3 protein-coding genes are annotated in these 17766 nt (G+C 58.8%); all 3 read right to left on the reverse strand.

Annotated features, from left to right (window positions below; genetic code table 11):
• Positions 1-13: 13 nt before the first annotated feature.
• The 3 genes from D5398_RS07830 to D5398_RS07840 all read right to left on the reverse strand — a co-directional run bounded on the left by D5398_RS07830 (position 14) and on the right by D5398_RS07840 (position 17656).
• On the reverse strand, positions 14-2191 hold the full coding sequence (locus D5398_RS07830) for a type I secretion system permease/ATPase (RefSeq protein ID WP_120507107.1): 2178 nt from the start codon (positions 2189-2191) through the stop codon (positions 14-16).
• A gap of 48 nt (positions 2192-2239) precedes the next feature.
• Complete coding sequence (locus D5398_RS07835; protein WP_120507108.1) at positions 2240-3616, reverse strand: TolC family outer membrane protein; 1377 nt, start codon at positions 3614-3616, stop codon at positions 2240-2242.
• 150 nt (positions 3617-3766) lie between these two features.
• Positions 3767-17656 carry an Ig-like domain-containing protein gene (locus D5398_RS07840; protein ID WP_120507109.1) on the reverse strand — a complete coding sequence of 4630 codons (13890 nt, stop codon included), beginning with the start codon at positions 17654-17656 and terminating at the stop codon, positions 3767-3769.
• Positions 17657-17766: the final 110 nt, after the last annotated feature.

The following is a 17766-nucleotide window of genomic DNA, read 5'->3' on the forward strand; positions in this document are numbered from 1 at the left end:
TGTCCTCAGCAGCTCAGGCTGCGCCTTGTTTGTTGTCCGCCACCACGGCCGCAGCCGGAGCGGGCGTATTGCTGGCCGCTTTCGCAAGGATCTGATCCCGCGGTCCGTCGGCTACCACCCGTCCGTTGTCCATCACCACAATACGGTCTACCAGTTTGAGCAGCGCCGGACGGTGCGTGACCACAATCAGCGTGCGGCCGACCAGCCACGCGTGGAGCTGGCGGATCACATATTCTTCCAGCTGTTCATCCATCGACGCCGTCGGTTCGTCCATCAGCACCACCTGAGGATTGCGCAGGATCATACGGCTCAGCATCACCATCTGGCGTTGACCGCCGGAAAGTCCGCGCCCGCCTTCATTAATGATTTTATCCAGACTCGAGGCATCGGCCTGTACCATACTCAGCGCGCCACTGATGCGCAGCGCCTGTAGCATTTCCTGGTCAGAGGCATGGGGATATCCAAGCATCAGATTCTGGCGCAGCGTGCCGAAGAACAGCCGCGAATCCTGCGACAGATATCCCAGCTGACGGCGGATATCGGCCGGTTCGACTTTGGTCATATCCACGCCGTCGATCAGGATTTTACCCTGCGACGGGCTGGCCTGACCGGAAAGCAATTTCAGCAGCGTGGATTTCCCGGCGCCCACTTTGCCGAGGATCGCCACCCGTTCACCGGGCTTGATTTCCAGCTGGCCGATCCCGAGCACATTCGGCGAATTTTCTTTGTCGTAGGTATATTGCAGATTGCGCACGTTGAAATGACCGCTGAGCGACGGGCAATGTGACAGCTCTGCGTCCGCAGGCCGGTCAACCGGTTTTTTCAGCAATTCATCCAGCCCGTGCATCGCACTTTTGGCGTGCTGCCAGCGGGAAAACACCATCGTCAGTTGCATCAGCGGCGCAATGGTACGTGACGACAGCATGCTGCTGGCCACCAGCGTACCGGTGGTGATATCACCGCTCAGCACCAGGTACACCCCGAACACCAGCATGCCGCCATACGTCAGTTGCTGGACGGTGGATGCCCAGCCGGTCAGGCGTGCGCCCCACAGACGTTGTTTCATGCCAACCGCCGCGCTGACTTCGTGCGTCTGTTCCCACTGACGCTGGAAATAGGCCTCTGCCTGTAAGGCTTTAATGTCTTCGATGCCTTCGATGGTTTCCACCAGCACCGCGTTGCGCAGCGCGCTTTCACGCATGCCTTCTTTCGCCAGTTTGGCCATCGGCCACTGGATCAGAATACCGGGAATAACAATCAGCGGGATAGCCAGCAGCGGGATGATCACCAGCGGGCCGCCGATGAAGAACATGATGCCGAGGAACAGCAGGACGAACGGCATGTCGGCGGCGGCGCTGACGGTGGTGGAAGTCAGCAGTTCGCGCACCTGATCGATTTCACGCAACTGGGAGATAAACGAACCGGTGGATTTTGGCCGGTCGTCATTTTTGATGTTCATCGCCCGCACGAAAAACAGCGAAGAAACTTTGAGGTCGATTTTCTTCCCCATGAGGTCGGATACCAGCGTGCGCATCAGGCGGATGATGTATTCCATGCCCGCAGCCAGCACCACGCCGAAGAACAGCACCCACAAAGTCGGGAAAGATTGTGCCGGAATGACACGGTCGTAAACCTGCATCGAGAACAAAATACCGGCCAGCGCCAACACGTTGCCGAGCACCGATGCCAGTGAGATTTCCGCGATTTTGCGTCCGCTGCCGCGAAAGTTTTCCCAGAACCAGTGTTTTTTATGCGGCTGAACAAACTGATCAATACGCTCATCGCGCCCGCGCGCCGCTACACCGACCAGAAATACCGGACCGGCGCTCTGTTCCAGCAGCGTGACCAGTTCCGCCGAACGCAGCAGGTCACCGCCATCGCTGAGCCAGTAATCCACTTTGCCGTCATCATGTAACTGCTCAAGCACCGCAATGCCGCCCTGCTCCAGGGTTATCACGGCGGGCAACACTTCCTGACGCCAGCGAACCTGATTCCAGCTGACCATGCCGACCTGTAAACCCATCAGCCCGCTCAGACGGTCGAGCTGACGGCGCAGCGGCTGATGTTCAAACCAGCGCATTTGCTGGCGGAGAAATAGCGGATCTGCTGGCTTACCGAATGTTTCGGCCACGCGCCCCATGGCGCTTATCCAGACGTCGATCGACAAAGGTGTTGTTGTTTCGTTGCTCATTTCAACCTCGGTATCGAATGCTTCTGGGTTCCCACGACCTGTTTTGCCTTACAGCGCCGGGATGGTGTCACCTGATTGTTTCTGCCGGTCGATGCCTAACATATCGACCAGATTGTCCACTGCCGCGGCGTAACGCACTGTGGCATCCCATCCGTCATAAAGCGCACCGATGCGCGACGTGTCCGCCTGAAAAACGTCCTGCTCGACGCTGAGCAAATCGTTCAGGCTGCGTTTACTGAGTTTGTATTCATCCTGATACACGCTGCGGGTGTGTGTGGCGCTGGCATACTGCTCTTCGCCCGCGACCTGACGTTGCTGGCCGCCGATCATGTCGGCATAAGCGGTTGAGGCTTTCTGGTTGATATCCAGCTTGGCTTTTTCGACATCCGCCTGCGCCGCCTGCCGTTGCCCTTCTGCCGCCCGGACTTTGGCACTGACCGCACCGCCCTGATACACCGGCGCGTCTACCGCCAGCTGGAGCTGGTCATCCCAGTAAGAACCGGTGGTGCCGTTGTTGTCATAACGGGTACGACCGGCCTGAACTTTGACCGTTGGCCAGTGTTGCGCTTCCGCCTGATTGACCTGCTCAATCGCCGCTTGCTGCTTGGCCTGCGCCGCGCGCACCAGCGTGCTGTTTTCGTAGGGGATTTTGTCGAGAGTGACTTTCTGATTGAGGAGACTTTCCGGCAGATCCGGTAAGTTGTTCGATACCACGCCGGTCAGCACGGTCAGTTGCGCCTGCGCGGAACGCTCCTGCGCGCGATATTGCTCCACCGTGGCACGCATACCGGCAATGCGGGTTTCCGCCTGCAACACGTCAGACTGAGAACTCAGCCCGGCGTCAGAACGCAGTTTCGCGGTATCTTTCACGCGGGTGAGCGATTCGATATTGTCCTTCGCCGCCACGCTTAACGCCTGAAAGCGTTTCACCGAGAGGTAGGCCTGCATGGTGCTCAGCGCCACGTCGGTCATGGTGCTGTAAAGAGAAAATCGATAAGAATCCGACAGGTATTCCTGCTCACCGATACTGCCGTTGGTTTTGCCAAAGTCCCATAGCAGCTGGCTGAGCTGAATCCCCGCCGATCCGTTGCTGCTCTGATCACCTGATGAATAGGTCTGCCGCGATTGCCCTGCCGATCCTTGTAATGAAACCTGCGGATACCACGCGCTTTTCGCCGCATCCAGATTCCCGCCGCCCACGCGGATTTGCGCCGCCGCTTCCGCAATTTGCGGATTACGCGCGAACGCCCGCAGAATGGCATCCCGTAACGTCAGGCTGGCGCGCATTTCCTCCGTGGGTGCCGCCTGCCAGTTAAATTCCGGCTGTTTTTCCGCCGCCATCACACCCGTATTCCCTGTTAATCCCGCCAGGCACAAGGTGCCCAACACAACGGCGATTTGCCGTATTACTCTCTTTTTTTTCATTACCGACACCACTTAATTACGCCGATTTTTATTTTTGGGTACTGCTCCCTCCCCTGCGAAGGGGAGGGTTGGGGTGGGGTATTAATGGCATCACAGTCGCCAGCAATATCCCTTCCCCGCCTCCCCCTTTGCAGGGGGAGGCGTACAGCGTTAACTCTGTTGTACGTGCAGACCGTGTTGCACCAGAACATCTCCCAGGGTGTTCGAGGCATCCATTGATGCGTTGTGATAAACGTCGAAGGTCAGGCCATCCACCGTGCGTTGCCCGGTTTCATTCCATGCGCCGTCGGTGCCCATTTGCAGGTTCACCAGACTGCCCTCGCCCCCTTTGATGATCACTTCATCTGTCGGAGTGTCCTTCACGTTCAGCGCCTCATGCAGATTCAGCGAGATGCTGTTAGTGCCGGAAGTGCCCAGGTCGAAGATGTCGATATGCTCGACTTTCAGCCCGAGTACGGTCAGATCCAGATGCTGATTAGTGCCCGCCAGCAGTAAGGTATCGACACCGGTGCCGCCGTCGATTTGCGAGAAATCGAGGGTATGAACCGAAATGGTGTCGTCACCCGCACCGCCGATAGCCACGCCGTCAGTTGCCGTCAGGTCGAGGGTCACACCGCCAATGGAGAACGCCGTGTCCGCGTGTGCGGTGGTGTCCGCCGTGGTGGTATCGTGTGTGGTGGTCGTTGAAGCACTGGTGTCCGCAGTGACCAGCGGATCCGTCAGCGTGCTCGCAGCATGCGTCACAGAAGTATCAGTGGTTGTGCTGGTGTCGGTGGTGTGAACCGCCGCCAGCGTATGGGTATCGTCCACTGCCTGCGACGTTGCCATCAGCATTGCGGGTTCAGCCGGTAATGTAGAACCGACCGTCAGCCCGACGTGCGCATCGAACCCGTTACCGGCCGCATCGACCGCTTTCAGTTCAACAATTGCACCGAGCAGTGCGTTCAGTAATCCCACCAGCCCGTAACTGCTCAGCAGCGCACTGGTCAGTTTCACTGTCCACGAACCGTCCCCCTGCACGGTCCCTGCCAGCGTATTGCCCAGCAGCGTGACGCTGACCTGGCCACCTTGCGCGATGTTGCGACTAGTCCCGCTCAGGGTCAGACCCTGACCGCCGAGAATGCCGCCGACCACACCGAGCGTCAGCCCGAGTAATGGATTCAGCGCCACCAGCGGCAGTGCATGCGTCAGTACGCTCAGCGGGTTAGAGATAATGGCGGTGTTACCCACAAGATCCGCCACAGAAACAGAAACCTGTGTCGAACCATCCGCCAGCCCTTTCAGTTCTGCTGAGGTAAACGGCACACTCCACGCACCGTTGGTGATGGTGCCGGTGTGCGTCACACCACCAATACTGACCGACACCGTGCCGTTGAGCAGGTTTGAAGTCCCGGTAATGTTGGTGTTAGCGCCCGCTTCGGCAGCATTCAGGTAACCGTCGCCGCCAAACAGTGAGCCGAGTGACAACGTTGGCAGAACGTGAATACCGACCGTTGCCGTTGCGCTACCGCTGGTCGAGTGACCGGCGGCGTTAGTGATGGACGCACCGACATTCAGCGCACCGTCGAGCAGGCTCGACAGCGTCAGTTGCGGAACCGCGACGCTGAAGGTGCCATCCGCTTTCACCAGCGCCGTCAGGGTATTGCCGCCGACGTTCAGGGTCACGGTTGATCCCTGCGCATTGGTGGTGGTACCGCTGATAGTCTGCGTCAGCAGCGCATCCGCCGCGTTCAGCAGGCCATCGCCAAACAGCGGGTTGATCGTAATGGTTGGCAGAGACTGCGATACCACGTTCAGCAGATTGCTGACAGACGCCGTGTTGCCGGAGCCATCCACCAGGCTGGCGACGACCGATTGTGTACCATTGAGAATGGCACCCAGATCGATCACCGGCACCGTCACGCTGAACACGCCGCCGACACCCACATTGGCAAGGTAGTTTTTGCCGTTCAGGGAAATCTGCACCTGCGTACCCTGCGCGACGTTGGTCGCGATACCGCTGATAGTCTGGCCGGTCAGCAGGTCAACCACGTTCAGTACGCCATCGCCAAAGACCGGGTTAAGAATAATCGACGGCAGATTGTGGATACCGACATTCAGCCCCACGGTATTCGACGCCGTGTTGCCCACCGCATCGGTCACGGTGGTGACGATGGTCAGATTGCCGTCCAGCAATCCGGCCAGCTGAAGCGGTGTCAGCGAAGCGGAGAATTTTCCGTCACTGCCCACGGCTGCCGTCAGGTTAATCAGGCCGCCGCCGACGTTAATGTTGACTGTTTCGCCAACATGCCCGTTCGTGACCGTACCGCTGATAGTTTGCGTCAGCAGCGCTTCCGCCGCGTTCAGAATGCCGTCTGCACCGAAAACTGGATCCAGAACAATTTTCGGAACTGCGTTGATGATCGAAGTCAGCGTGCTGCTGCTGGTGCTGGTATTACCGCCAGCATCGGTAACAGAAACCACGACCGGGAAGGTGCCGTCGCCCAGCGATTTCAGATCACCCGGTTGCAGGGTGATGCTGAATGCGCCAGTGCCGTCGGTCGCGCCGAGGAAGGTTTTCCCGCCCAGCGAAACCTGAACCTGCGTGCCCGCAGCTACGCCTCCAACGGTGCCGCCAATCACCTGAGTCGTCAGGGCATCGGCAGCACTGAGCAGGCCATCGCCCAGAACCGAGGTCAGGTTAATGACCGGTTTCACCAGATCCAGCACCGCATTGGCCACTGCCGATCCGACGTTTCCGGCGGCATCGGCCACCGTGACGCTGACCGCAGCGGTCGTGCCACTCAGCAGGCCGAGAACAGATGGCGGAACGGTAACCAGGAAATGCCCCGTCGCATCCACTACGCCGTTAATGGTTTGCGTACCGACCTGCACCGCGATTGCTGTACCCGCTGCCACATTCGAGACGGTACCGCTGATCGTCTGATTGACCAGCAGATCGGCGATGTTGAGCACGCCGTCGCCAAACACGGTGTTGAGCACCACTTGTGGCAGATTGTGGATGGCAATTCCCACCGGAATATTGGTAGAAGATGTGTTGCCTGCCGGGTCTGTCAGGGTGATACCCAGATTCAGATTGCCATCAAGCAGTGCGCCCAGATCGCCAGGCTGAATCTGAATATTCCAGGTCCCCGCCGTCACGGTGGTATTGTAAGTTTTGCCGCCGAGCGTCACGGTAACCTGAGTACCGTCAACCGCTGTCGCGACGCCGCCAATGGTTTGTGCCAGCAGAGATTCCGCCGCATTCAGCAGACCGTTACCCCCGAAGATAGGATCCAGATTGCCCAGCACCGGCAGCGATTTAATGACATCCAGATTCAGCACGGAGGCTGTCACGTTGCCTGCCGCATCGGTCAGGTTCAGATTCAGCACCTGCTGACCGTCACCCAGTGCGCCGAGCAATGCCGCCGGAATATTCAGTGACCATACACCGTTAGCCCCGACAATTGCCGAAAGCGGCGTACCGTTGATGACGGTCGAGACCACAGAACCCACGCCAGCGCCAATCGCCGTGCCGCTGATGGTTTGCGCCACCTGCGATTCCGCCAGATTGAGGAAGCCATCGGTCAGCCCCAGACCGCTGGTCACATTCAGTGCGAGCAGTTTGTTGAAGAAGATGTCCAGACCGGTACTGACGCTGGTGGTGTTACCCGCCTGATCCGTTACCGTCGCCGCCAGTGTCAGGGTGCCGTCGTTAAGCAACAGCAACTGCGCTGGCGTCAGGTTGAGCGACCACGCCCCGCCCGGCTGAATAAGTGCCGTACCGATGGAAGCGCCGCCGAGAGTGACGTTCACCGTCTGACCGTCTGCCCCGCTGGATGTCCCGCCGACCAGCACGTTGAGCAGCGATTCCGCCAGGTTAATGACGTTATTTCCGGCGACCACATCCAGCGCCAGCAACGGCGCGGCGGTATCGACGTTCACGGTATGCGGTGTCGCACTCCCTGTATTCCCTGCGGCATCTGTCACCGTTGCGGTAATGACGTTAACTCCGCCGGTAGCCGTTTGTGGCAATGCCTGCAGATCGGCGGCAGGCACGCTGACCGACCAGACGCCGCCGGTCAGCACCGTCGTGGTGTAGGTTTTGCCGTTGAGCGTCACGGTCACCACACTGCCCACATCATTATTGTTGTTATCAGCAACCGTCCCCGAAATGGTCTGCGCCGATTTCGATTCAAGGTTGTTAATGGTGTTATCAGCAGTAAAGTCGTTAATGGTCACCGTAGGCGAAGTGGTATCTACCAACACGTTTTGCGTGGCGCTGGTAATAACAGGGAGCAGCGTATTGGCACTGACGACCGTCTGTGAACCATTCACAAATTCACTGGCCGCCACATCGACTGACCAGATATTCCCTGCCACAGTTGCGGTATGGGGAACCACACCTACATTTATGAAGACCTGTGTGCCGTCCGGCACGTTGATGGTTTTACCGGAAATGGTGATAGTCGCCGGGCTGCCATCCGCCACGTTAATAATGTTATCGCCGGTGACCGGATCAATGCTCAGCGTTGGGGTCACTGGCGGTGTCAGGTTAACCGTGATGCCCTGAGGCGCCAGCAGATTTGCCGTGTTACCCGCCAGATCATTAACCGTCGCCGTGATCGTATCCGTACTGTCGAGTGTAGCCAGTTCAGCCGGTGTAAAGGTCGCACGCCAGGTGCCATCCCCCAGCACCGTTGCCTGATGGCTGATGCCGCCGACTGAAACCGTCACCTGCTGTCCGGCCTGTACGTTCACCGTCGAACCGGTGATGGTTTGCGGGTTCTGGCTTTCGGCATAGGTCAGGTCGAAACCGGCACCCGCAAAGGACGTGACCGCGACAGCGGGAAGCAGCGTGACAGCAATGCCGACATCTGTCGCCGCTGAACCGGTATTGCCACCCCCGTCGGTGACAGTCACGGTAATTTGCTGTGGTCCTTGTGGCAGATCGCTGATTTCACTGGTTGACAGAGGCGCCGTCCAGTTGCCGTTCGCATCCACCGTCACGCCCGGAATTGTCAGACCGCCTAGGGTGACCACCACCGTTTGTCCCGCGCCTGTCAGCCCTGTCGTTCCGGTAATGGTCTGTGCTGTCGCAGCTTCGGCCGCACTCAGATAACCATCGCCAAACGGCGTGTTGATAGTGACATCCGGGACGGTGAGGTAGCTGGTGAATGGCAGCGTCGCTGGCGTACTGTTGCCTGCCGCATCCGTCACCGTCACGTTGATATCATGCGTACCACTGCCCAGAGAATTCAGCACGCCCGCAGGCAGGCTGACCGCCCAGTCACCTGTCGTCGGATCGACGGTGGCGGTATAGGTGGTGCCGCCTACGTCGATGGTCAGTTTCACGTTCTGGTTGTCGCCGGTAATACCGGTGTTCCCGGTGATGACGTTCACACCCGCGGCTTCGACAATATTCAGACTACCGTCAAGGAAAGGCTCATTGATAACAGGTACCGGCCCGGACAGATGCGACGTAAAGCTGATGGTCGTATCGTTATGGTTGCCGATTGCATCGGTCGCCGTCACGGTAATGTCATGCGACGCCGTCAATGGCCCGAGCGATGCCAGCTGAACTGGTGTGAGGTTCAGACTCCAGTTTCCGGTTACCGGATCGACGATTGCCGTAAACGGACTGTCGGTCATGCCCGCGATTGCCACGCTGACCGTTTGTCCTGCCCCCGTTTCACCGGTGGTACCGGTGAGTGTCTGGCCGCCTATCGCCGCGGATTCAGCAATGTTCAGCGTACCGTCGCCGAATGGCAGATCGATAGTCGGTTGCGGAAGGCTATGGATCTGCACATCAACGGAAGCTGGTAGTACAGAAGAGTTACCCGCACTGTCGGTCACCGTCACCACAACCGGCCAGGTACCGTCCTGCAAGGCCAGCAGTTCAGGCGACGTCAGCGAAACGCTCCAGGTTCCCGCCGCAGAATCGACGATAACCGGTACCGCGTTACCGTTGATGACCACGGTGACGGTCTGCCCCGGACTGGTGATCCCGGTAGTACCGGTAATGGTTTGCCCCGCCGGATCTGACGCTTCATCGAAATTCAGAGTGCCGTCAACGAATGGCACATTAATGCCAGCCACTGGCAGAACATGCGTCAGCGCAGTGAAATCAAGGGTTCCCGGCGCGCTGGTGTTCCCGGCGCTGTCGGTTGCCGTCACGCTGATGGTGTGCTGTGCGTCCGTCAGACCCAGCAACACGCCGGAAGGCACGGTCGCCGTCCAGGTGCCGTCATTGGCGACAGTGGCCAGCACCGGCGTGCCATCGACAGTCACCAGAACGGTCTGACCCGCGCCGGTAATGCCGGTGGTACCGGTAATCAGCTGATTACCCGCCGCTTCGGCAGCGTTAAGAATGCCATCCACAAACGGGGTATTGATGGTCGGTAATGGCAGCGCAGACAGTTCGATATCCAGACTGCCGGTAGAAGACGCCGGGTTACCGGCCACATCTTCTGCCGTCACGGTCACCTGCACAATACCGGTAGTCAGCCCGCTGAGCAGACCCGGTGGCACAATGGCCGTCCAGCCGAGCCCGTCAGGATTCACCGTACCCGAAATAGGATCCAGCAGCCCCGGAACCGTAACCTGTACAGCCGTTCCCGGTGCCAGACCAGAACTGCTTCCGTTTAAGGTGAAACCGTCAGCCGCTTCACTGATATTCAAAATACCGTCACCGGCAATCAGACCAATCGTCAGCGTTGGTAACGCATGCGAGGAGAGCGTGAAATCAGCCGACGTCGTGAGGTTATTCCCGGCAGGATCAGTCACGCTGACACCGATGGTTTTAGTACCATCAGTCGTGATGGCCTGCACATCCACGCCCGGAATGGTCAGGCTCCAGATACCCGTACCGTCTGCGGTGGTGGTGTACTCTTTTCCGTTGAGCGTGACGGTCACGGTCAGGTTTGGATCCGTGGTGCCGCTGACAGGAATACCGAGCGCCGCTTCTGCCAGATTGATGATGTCATCAACGCCGGTATCCACGGTCACCGTCAGTATCGGTGCAACAGTATCAACGGCCACATCATGCGTTGCCGTAGCCACGTTTTGCGCCACATCATCCGCGGTAGCGGTGAAGGTGTTATTACCCGCAGGCAACGCCTGAACCTGAGCTGCCGTCATCGGGAAGCTCCAGCTGCCGTCAGCCTGCACGGTGGCGGTATACGTCGCGGTAAAGGCTTCGCCGGTGATAACTACGGTGACAGTACCGCCCACAGGAACGTGGGTGGAGGTGCCGCTGACGGTCATCCCCTGATTGTGCTCAATGATATTGATGTAATCATCGCCGGAAATGGCGTTGATGGTCAGCGTCGGCAGATCTCCCGGCTGAGCAATCACCGTGGCGTTGTGAGTGGCGGATGTCGGGTTGCCGCTCAAATCAGTACTTGTCGCCGTCACGGTAACCGGTCCATCAGACAAGGTGGCCAGATCCGCGAACGGAACGGTAGCCGTCCAGGTGCCATCCACACCCACGAGGGCGTTGTAGTCATTACCGTTAAAGGTCACGACCACCGTCTGCCCTTCTTCAAGATTCGTGGATGTCCCGGTGATAGGAATATCCGCACCTTTTTCTACCGCATTAATATAATCATCGCCTGACACAGACGTGATGGTCAGCGTTGGCAAATCAGCCGCCGCCGCATCGACGGTGAAAATATGATCGCCTGTGGTGATGTTACCCGCCGCATCGGTGATAGACGCTGACAGCGTGTAAGTGGTATCTGCCAGCGCCTGCACCACAGAACTTGGCAGCGTGAAGCTCCAGGTACCGTCCGGCTGGACGACGGCGGTGTAAGTCACATTGTTGAAGTTCAGCACCACAGAAACGGTTTGTCCGGCATCCGGAATATCTGATGTGCCGCTGATCACCACCGGCTGCAAGGTTTCGGCAGCATTAATGATGTTGTCGATTGCTACCGGATCGAAGGTCAGCACTGGCGGCGTGTAATCCACGGTGATCGCGCTGTTGGCGGTGCCCTCGTTACCCGCGCTGTCGGTGGCCGTGACCACGATGTTTTGTGGGCCTTCCGTTACCGCCTGCAAATCAGCCGCACTGATGTTAACCGTCCAGATCCCGGCCGCATCGACAGTCGCCGCATGATCCACACCGCCGATATTCACGACCACAGTCTGACCAGCGCCCGTCACGCCGGTAGTGCCGGTGAGGGTCTGGTTGCTGCCCGCTTCCAGCTGATTAAGGAAGCTATCGCCAAATGGCGTTTCGATGGTAGGTACCGGCGGATTCGCCGCTACCACGGTGAACGTTTCCGGAACGGTTATTGTATTGCCCGCCAGATCAGACAGCGTCGCGGTCAGCGTGTAGCTGCCGTCTGCCAGACCGGCCAGCGTGCCCGCCGGAACGTTAGTTGACCAGGAACCATCGCCCTGTACGGTCGCCTGGAAGGTCTGACCGTTAAATTGCAGCGTGACAATCCGACCGGCATCCGCCACATCGGCAGTACCCGACAGTTCGATGATGCCCGCGACTTCCTGCGAGTTAATCACGTTGTCTGTCGCCACTGGATTGAGCGTCAGCGTTGGTGGTGTGAAATCGACATTTACTGAGCCGGTGATGGTGCCAGGGTTACCCGCGGCGTCCGTAACGTTGACCACGACTGGCGTCGGGCCTTCGGTTGCGCCAGTTAAGGTGCCCGCCGGAACGGTGACAGTCCAGGTGCCGTCGGTCGCAACGGTACCGGTCAGGGTATTGCCGCCAATCACCACGGTCACCGTCTGGCCGTCGCCAGTCAGCCCGGTAGAACCGGTCAGAGTCTGTGCAGCTGCCGCTTCATCAGTGCCTAACTGACCATCGCCGAACGGCGGGTTCAGGGTCGGTACCGGCGGTTGGGTATAAATACCAATATCCTGCTGCGTGGTTATCGTGCCAAGGTCGGTAGAAACGGTGGTGGCAATCACATGGCTGGTGCCATCGGCCAGACTACTGAGGTCATTCGCCGGGATCGGCACAGTCCAGTTGCCTTGCGCGTCAGTCGTGGTGGTGTAGGTTTTACCCCCCAGGCTGACTGTCACGGTCGTGCCCTGTGGAACATTGGATGTCGAACCACTGATGTTTACACCCGCCGCCGCTTCCGCCACGTTGATATTGTTGTCACCGGCGATGGTATCGATAGAAATACCACCAAGCGTTGAGTTGACGGTAATCGCATCGCTGCCCTGCGCCGGGTTACCGGCCACATCAGTTACGGTGGCGTTGATCGTCGCCGGACCGTCGCCGAGTGTTTGCAAATCAACCGCCGGGACGGAAACGCTCCATGCGCCGCTGGCCTGCACGGTCGCGCTGTATTGAAGTGTGCCGATCGTGATGAGGACGGTTTGCCCCGCTTCTACATTCGTCGTGGTGCCGCTGATGGTTTGCGCAGTCTGCTGCTCTGCACCATCCAGCGTGTTGTCGCCTGCGAACGCAGAAACAGTCAGCGTTGGCAGTAAAGCAGGATCCGCTTTTACAGTAACCGGTGCAGTCGCTGTGCCGGCATTACCGGCAGCGTCGGTGACGGTCGCCGTCAGCGTGTATGTCCCGTTCGCCACGTTAGCCAGCGCATCGGCCGGAATGTTGACCGTCCAGCCGCCACCTGCCGCGACCGTGCCGGTATAAGTGTGCCCGCCAAGCGCGATGGTGACGGTATCGCCCGCCTCACCCGCGCCCGCCGTGCCGCTGACCGGAATAATCGCCCCGGCTTCTGCGGCATTAATGGTGCCGTCGCCCGCTATCGGGGTGGTGATGGTGACAGTTGGCGCAACGGTATCAACCGATACCGGCACAGAGATGTTGCTGGTGTTGCCTGCCGCATCGGTTACCGCCACCTGCACGGCTGTCGAGCCTTGTCCGACGGCAGTCAGTACCGATGACGGCACGGACACTGAGAACGAACCATCGGCGGCGACAACAGCGGTGTAATCCTGCCCGCCAAAGGTCACGACAGCCGTCTGACCGCTGCCGGAAACGCCGGTGTTTCCGGTCAGAGTCTGGCTGACGCCCGCTTCGGCGGCATTGAGAATGCTGTCACCAAATGGCGTATCGAGCGTGGCGTTTGGCAGATTGTGAATGATCACATTCAGCACATCGCTGCCGGTGACCGGTTGCCCGACGGCATCGGTGGCACTGACGGTGATGGTATGTTTGCCGTCACTCAATGTGGCGAGATCTGCCGCCGAGACCTGCGCGCCCCAGCCGCCACCCACGCCGACAGTTGCGGTGTAGGTTTTGCCATTGAGCGTTATTGTCACCACGCCGTTGACCGGCACGTTGACTGAAGTACCGCTGATGGTCACACCCGCCGCCGCTTCCTGGGCATTGAGCTGGTTATCGCCGGTAACCGGATTTACAGACAGGCCGCTTTGCGTGCTATCCACGGTGAACGATTCGCTGCCGGTGGCCTGATTTCCGGCCTTATCCAGTACCGCGACGTCAATTTGTAATGAGCCGTTGGTCAGTGCGCCGAGCGCTGAAGACGGAATGCTGACGCTCCAGCTGCCATCGGCCTGCACGGTCGCGTTGTAGACCACGCTGTTAAGGGTAATGTTAACAATCTGTCCGGCTTCGACATGCGTCGTGGTCCCGCTGATGGTCTGAGCCGTTTGCTGCTCTGCGCCATCAAGAATATTGTCGCCCGCAAAGGCGTTCAGGGTGATGGTCGGCGCTGAAGCCGGATCGGCTGCCAGCTGAACATTAGAAGTGATAGTGGTGCTGTTACCCGCGGCATCCGCGAGTTGTACGGTCACCGGATATTGTCCGTCCGCCGCGCCCGCCAGAGCGCCTGCCGGAATAGTCACCGTCCACTGCCCGTTAGCCGCCACGATGCCGGTGTAAGGCTGGCCATTTACCGTAACAGTCACGGTATTACCGGCTTCAGAAATCGAAGCAGTACCCGTCACGGCAATATCAGCCGCCGCTTCGGCGCTGTTGACGTAACCGTCACCGGAAACCGGATTGACGGTCAGGGTTGGCGCAGTTAAATCGACCGTGACGGTACCGCTGAGCGTTGCGGAATTCCCTGCACTGTCGGTCACATTCACCACAATCGCATTATTGCCTGCCGGTAAGGCCTGCAAATCAGCAGGAGGCAGACTGACCGACCAGACACCGGCGCCATCCACCGTAGCGTTATAGGTATGCCCACCAAGGGTGACGGTGACAATCTGGCCGTCACCGGGTTTGCCGGTGGTGCCGCTCAGCGTTTCCGCCGTCGCTGCTTCGACAATATTCAGATAACCGTCGCCAAACGGCGTGTTAATAGTTGGCACTGGAGCCTGATTATCCAGGCCGACAGAAATGCTGTTATTCAGCGTGGTACCGTCCAGCGCCTGCACGCTGGCGGAAAGCGGCAGACCAGCCGGATCAGCACCCAGAGATTGCAAATCTGCTGATGACAACGCCAGAGACCATTTGCCGTCTGGCTGAACCAGCGCCAGGCGGATCAGAGAACCGAAAGTCACCGTCACCAGCGCAAACGGCGCGACGCCCAGCGTGGTCCCGGTGATCAAAATACCATCATTGGTTTCAGTGACGTTGATGACGTTATCGCCGGTCACCGGATCAATGGCGATGCCTTCCTGTGCGGCATCTACGGTGAAATTATCTGTGCCCGGTGCGGCATCGTTACCGGCTTTATCAGAAACAGTCGCGGTAATGGTTTGAGGGCCGTCGCCGAGCACGATCATATCTGCCGCCGGAACAATCACGCTCCAGTTTCCGCTGGCACCGACGGTCGCCGTATAGGTGTGGCCGTTCAGGGTAATAGTGACAATTTGCCCCGTTTCAACGCGCGTGGTGGTCCCGCTTAAGGTTTGCGCAGTCTGGCGCTCGGCGCCATCGACTACATTATCCGACGCGAACGTATTCACGCTGATCAGCGGCGGAAGGGCCGGATCAGAAGCAACGTGAATAGTGCTGGTATTGGTGGTGGCGTTCCCTGCGGCATCCGTCAGCGTCGCAGTGACCGTCACATCCTGACTGAGATTACTCAGCGAACCGGCCGGAATGTTCACACTCCAGGTGCCATCCGGCTGAACAATCGCGCCCGTATAATCCACGCCGTTAATGGTGACGACAACCGGACGACCGGCTTCAGACACCGACGCCGTACCGGTCAGGGTCATTTCAGCGGAGGCTTCCGCCACGCTGATGTAACCGTCGCCTTCCAGCGGATTGACCGTCAGGGTTGGTGCGACCGTATCCACGCTCACCGGCGTGGTGATGGTGTTGTGGTTGCCCGCCGGATCCGTCACGGTGACCACGATATTATTGCTGCCCTGCGGCAGGGTGCCGAGCACCGATGGCGGAACAGTAACGGTAAACGTGCCGTCAGTCCCGACTGTGCCGGTAATTTGCTGGCCGCCAATGGTGACGGTTACGGTCTGGCCGTCACCCGTCAGACCGGTGTGCCCGGTCAGCGTCTGGCTGGTAGCAGACTCGCTGGCATCCAGCGTATTGTCGCCACCGAATGCCGGATCCAGAGTCGGCGGAACACCATGAATGGCGACATTCAGATCGGTGCTCTGGCTGATGGTATTACCCTGCGAATCGACCATGCTGACGGTCACGGTCGTCGAACCGTCGGCCAGCGTCTGTAAATCAGCCGGGGAAATACTCAGGCTCCAGCCACCACCTGCGGTAGTGGTGGTTTGATACACCGTGCTGCCTACCGTGACGGTAATTTGTGTACCGACCGGCACATTGGACGTCGTGCCGGTGATCACCAGCGCGCTTTGTGCTTCGCTGGCATTGAGCTGCCCGTCACCGGAAATCGGGTTAACGGTCAGCACACCTGCGCTGTCATTGATGACAAAACTTTCCGGCGTGGAAGTCGAGTTACCCGCCGCATCGATCAGGGAAGCCGTCAGTGTGTAATTCCCTTCCGCCAGGGCAGAAACGACATCCGCCGGAATGGTCACAGACCAGACGCCATCCGCGCCGACGGTCGCGCTGTAATGCACACCGTTGAGCACCACATCCACAGAACGGCCCGCTTCAGAAACGGATGCGGTACCTGTGAGGGTCAGAGGTTGCTGATGTTCGCTGGCATCCAGCACGTTGTCGCCATCGATGGGGTCAACGGTCAGCGTTGGCGGCGTGGTATCTACCACCACAGTGACGCTTTTAGTCACGGTTTCGCCAGAGGTATTGGTCAGGGTCACGGAAATGACATACGTTCCATCCGCCAGCGTTTGCAGTTCACCGGCAGACAGCGGAACGTTCCAGTTCCCGTTGCCGTCGATGGTGGTGGTGAAAGTTTTTCCGTTGATGGTCAGCACGATGGTGCTGCCTGCGGCGGCGTTGGTCGATGTACCGCTGAAGGTTTGTGTGCTTTGCACAGCAGCCTGGTTAACGGTGTTTTCATTAGCGAACGCCGCCAGCGTCAGGGTTGGAGCACCACCGGTATTGCCACCGCCGGTATTGCCGCCACCATTATCCCCGCCACCGGTATTGCCACCTCCGGTGTTTCCGCCACCTGTATTGCCACCACCGGTATTGCCACCTCCGGTATTGCCGCCACCCGTGTTTCCACCGCCGTCGCTGCCGCCGTTGTTACTGCTGCTGCCACCACCGCCACCACCACCACCGCCACCTGCGGCAATGGCAATACCGGCACCGAGAGCAAGCACGCCCAGCACGGCACCTAAAACAGCGGGATCAAAGTTTGAGGAGTCGATGACCAGAGCACCGACGTCAGGAATGGTTTCATAAGCAGGAACAACCGGTACGGCACCTGCCGTTGCGCCGGTGTCGACAAACGCGGCATGTTCGATCGGGTGTACGCCGTCGTCAAAAATAAGTTCGCTATGGTGCCCTTTGCCGTCGGTGTCGAAGAAGCTGTGGTAGCGGACAGTGCGGCCATCTTTCATGTGGATGACCAGATCGTTGCCGACACGTTCATAACTGGTCACGGCGTCACGCGTCGCGTGGACACGTACGATACTGATTTGATTGAGGGTGACGTCCTGGCTGGCGTTTGAGACCTGAGAAACTACTGCACCATTTGTACGAGAAAGAATATCAATAACAACGCTACCGTTCTGAGCCATGTTGTACCCCTGTTACACCAGTTGTTGCCCACACACGCTAAACACCGCTCACCTTTTTCAGGCAAAAGCGGCGTGGCGTGATGTGAAGACCATTAAGAAAAAATGGGTAT

It is taken from the genome of Rahnella bruchi, from assembly GCF_003614975.1.
GTDB lineage: Bacteria > Pseudomonadota > Gammaproteobacteria > Enterobacterales > Enterobacteriaceae > Rahnella > Rahnella bruchi.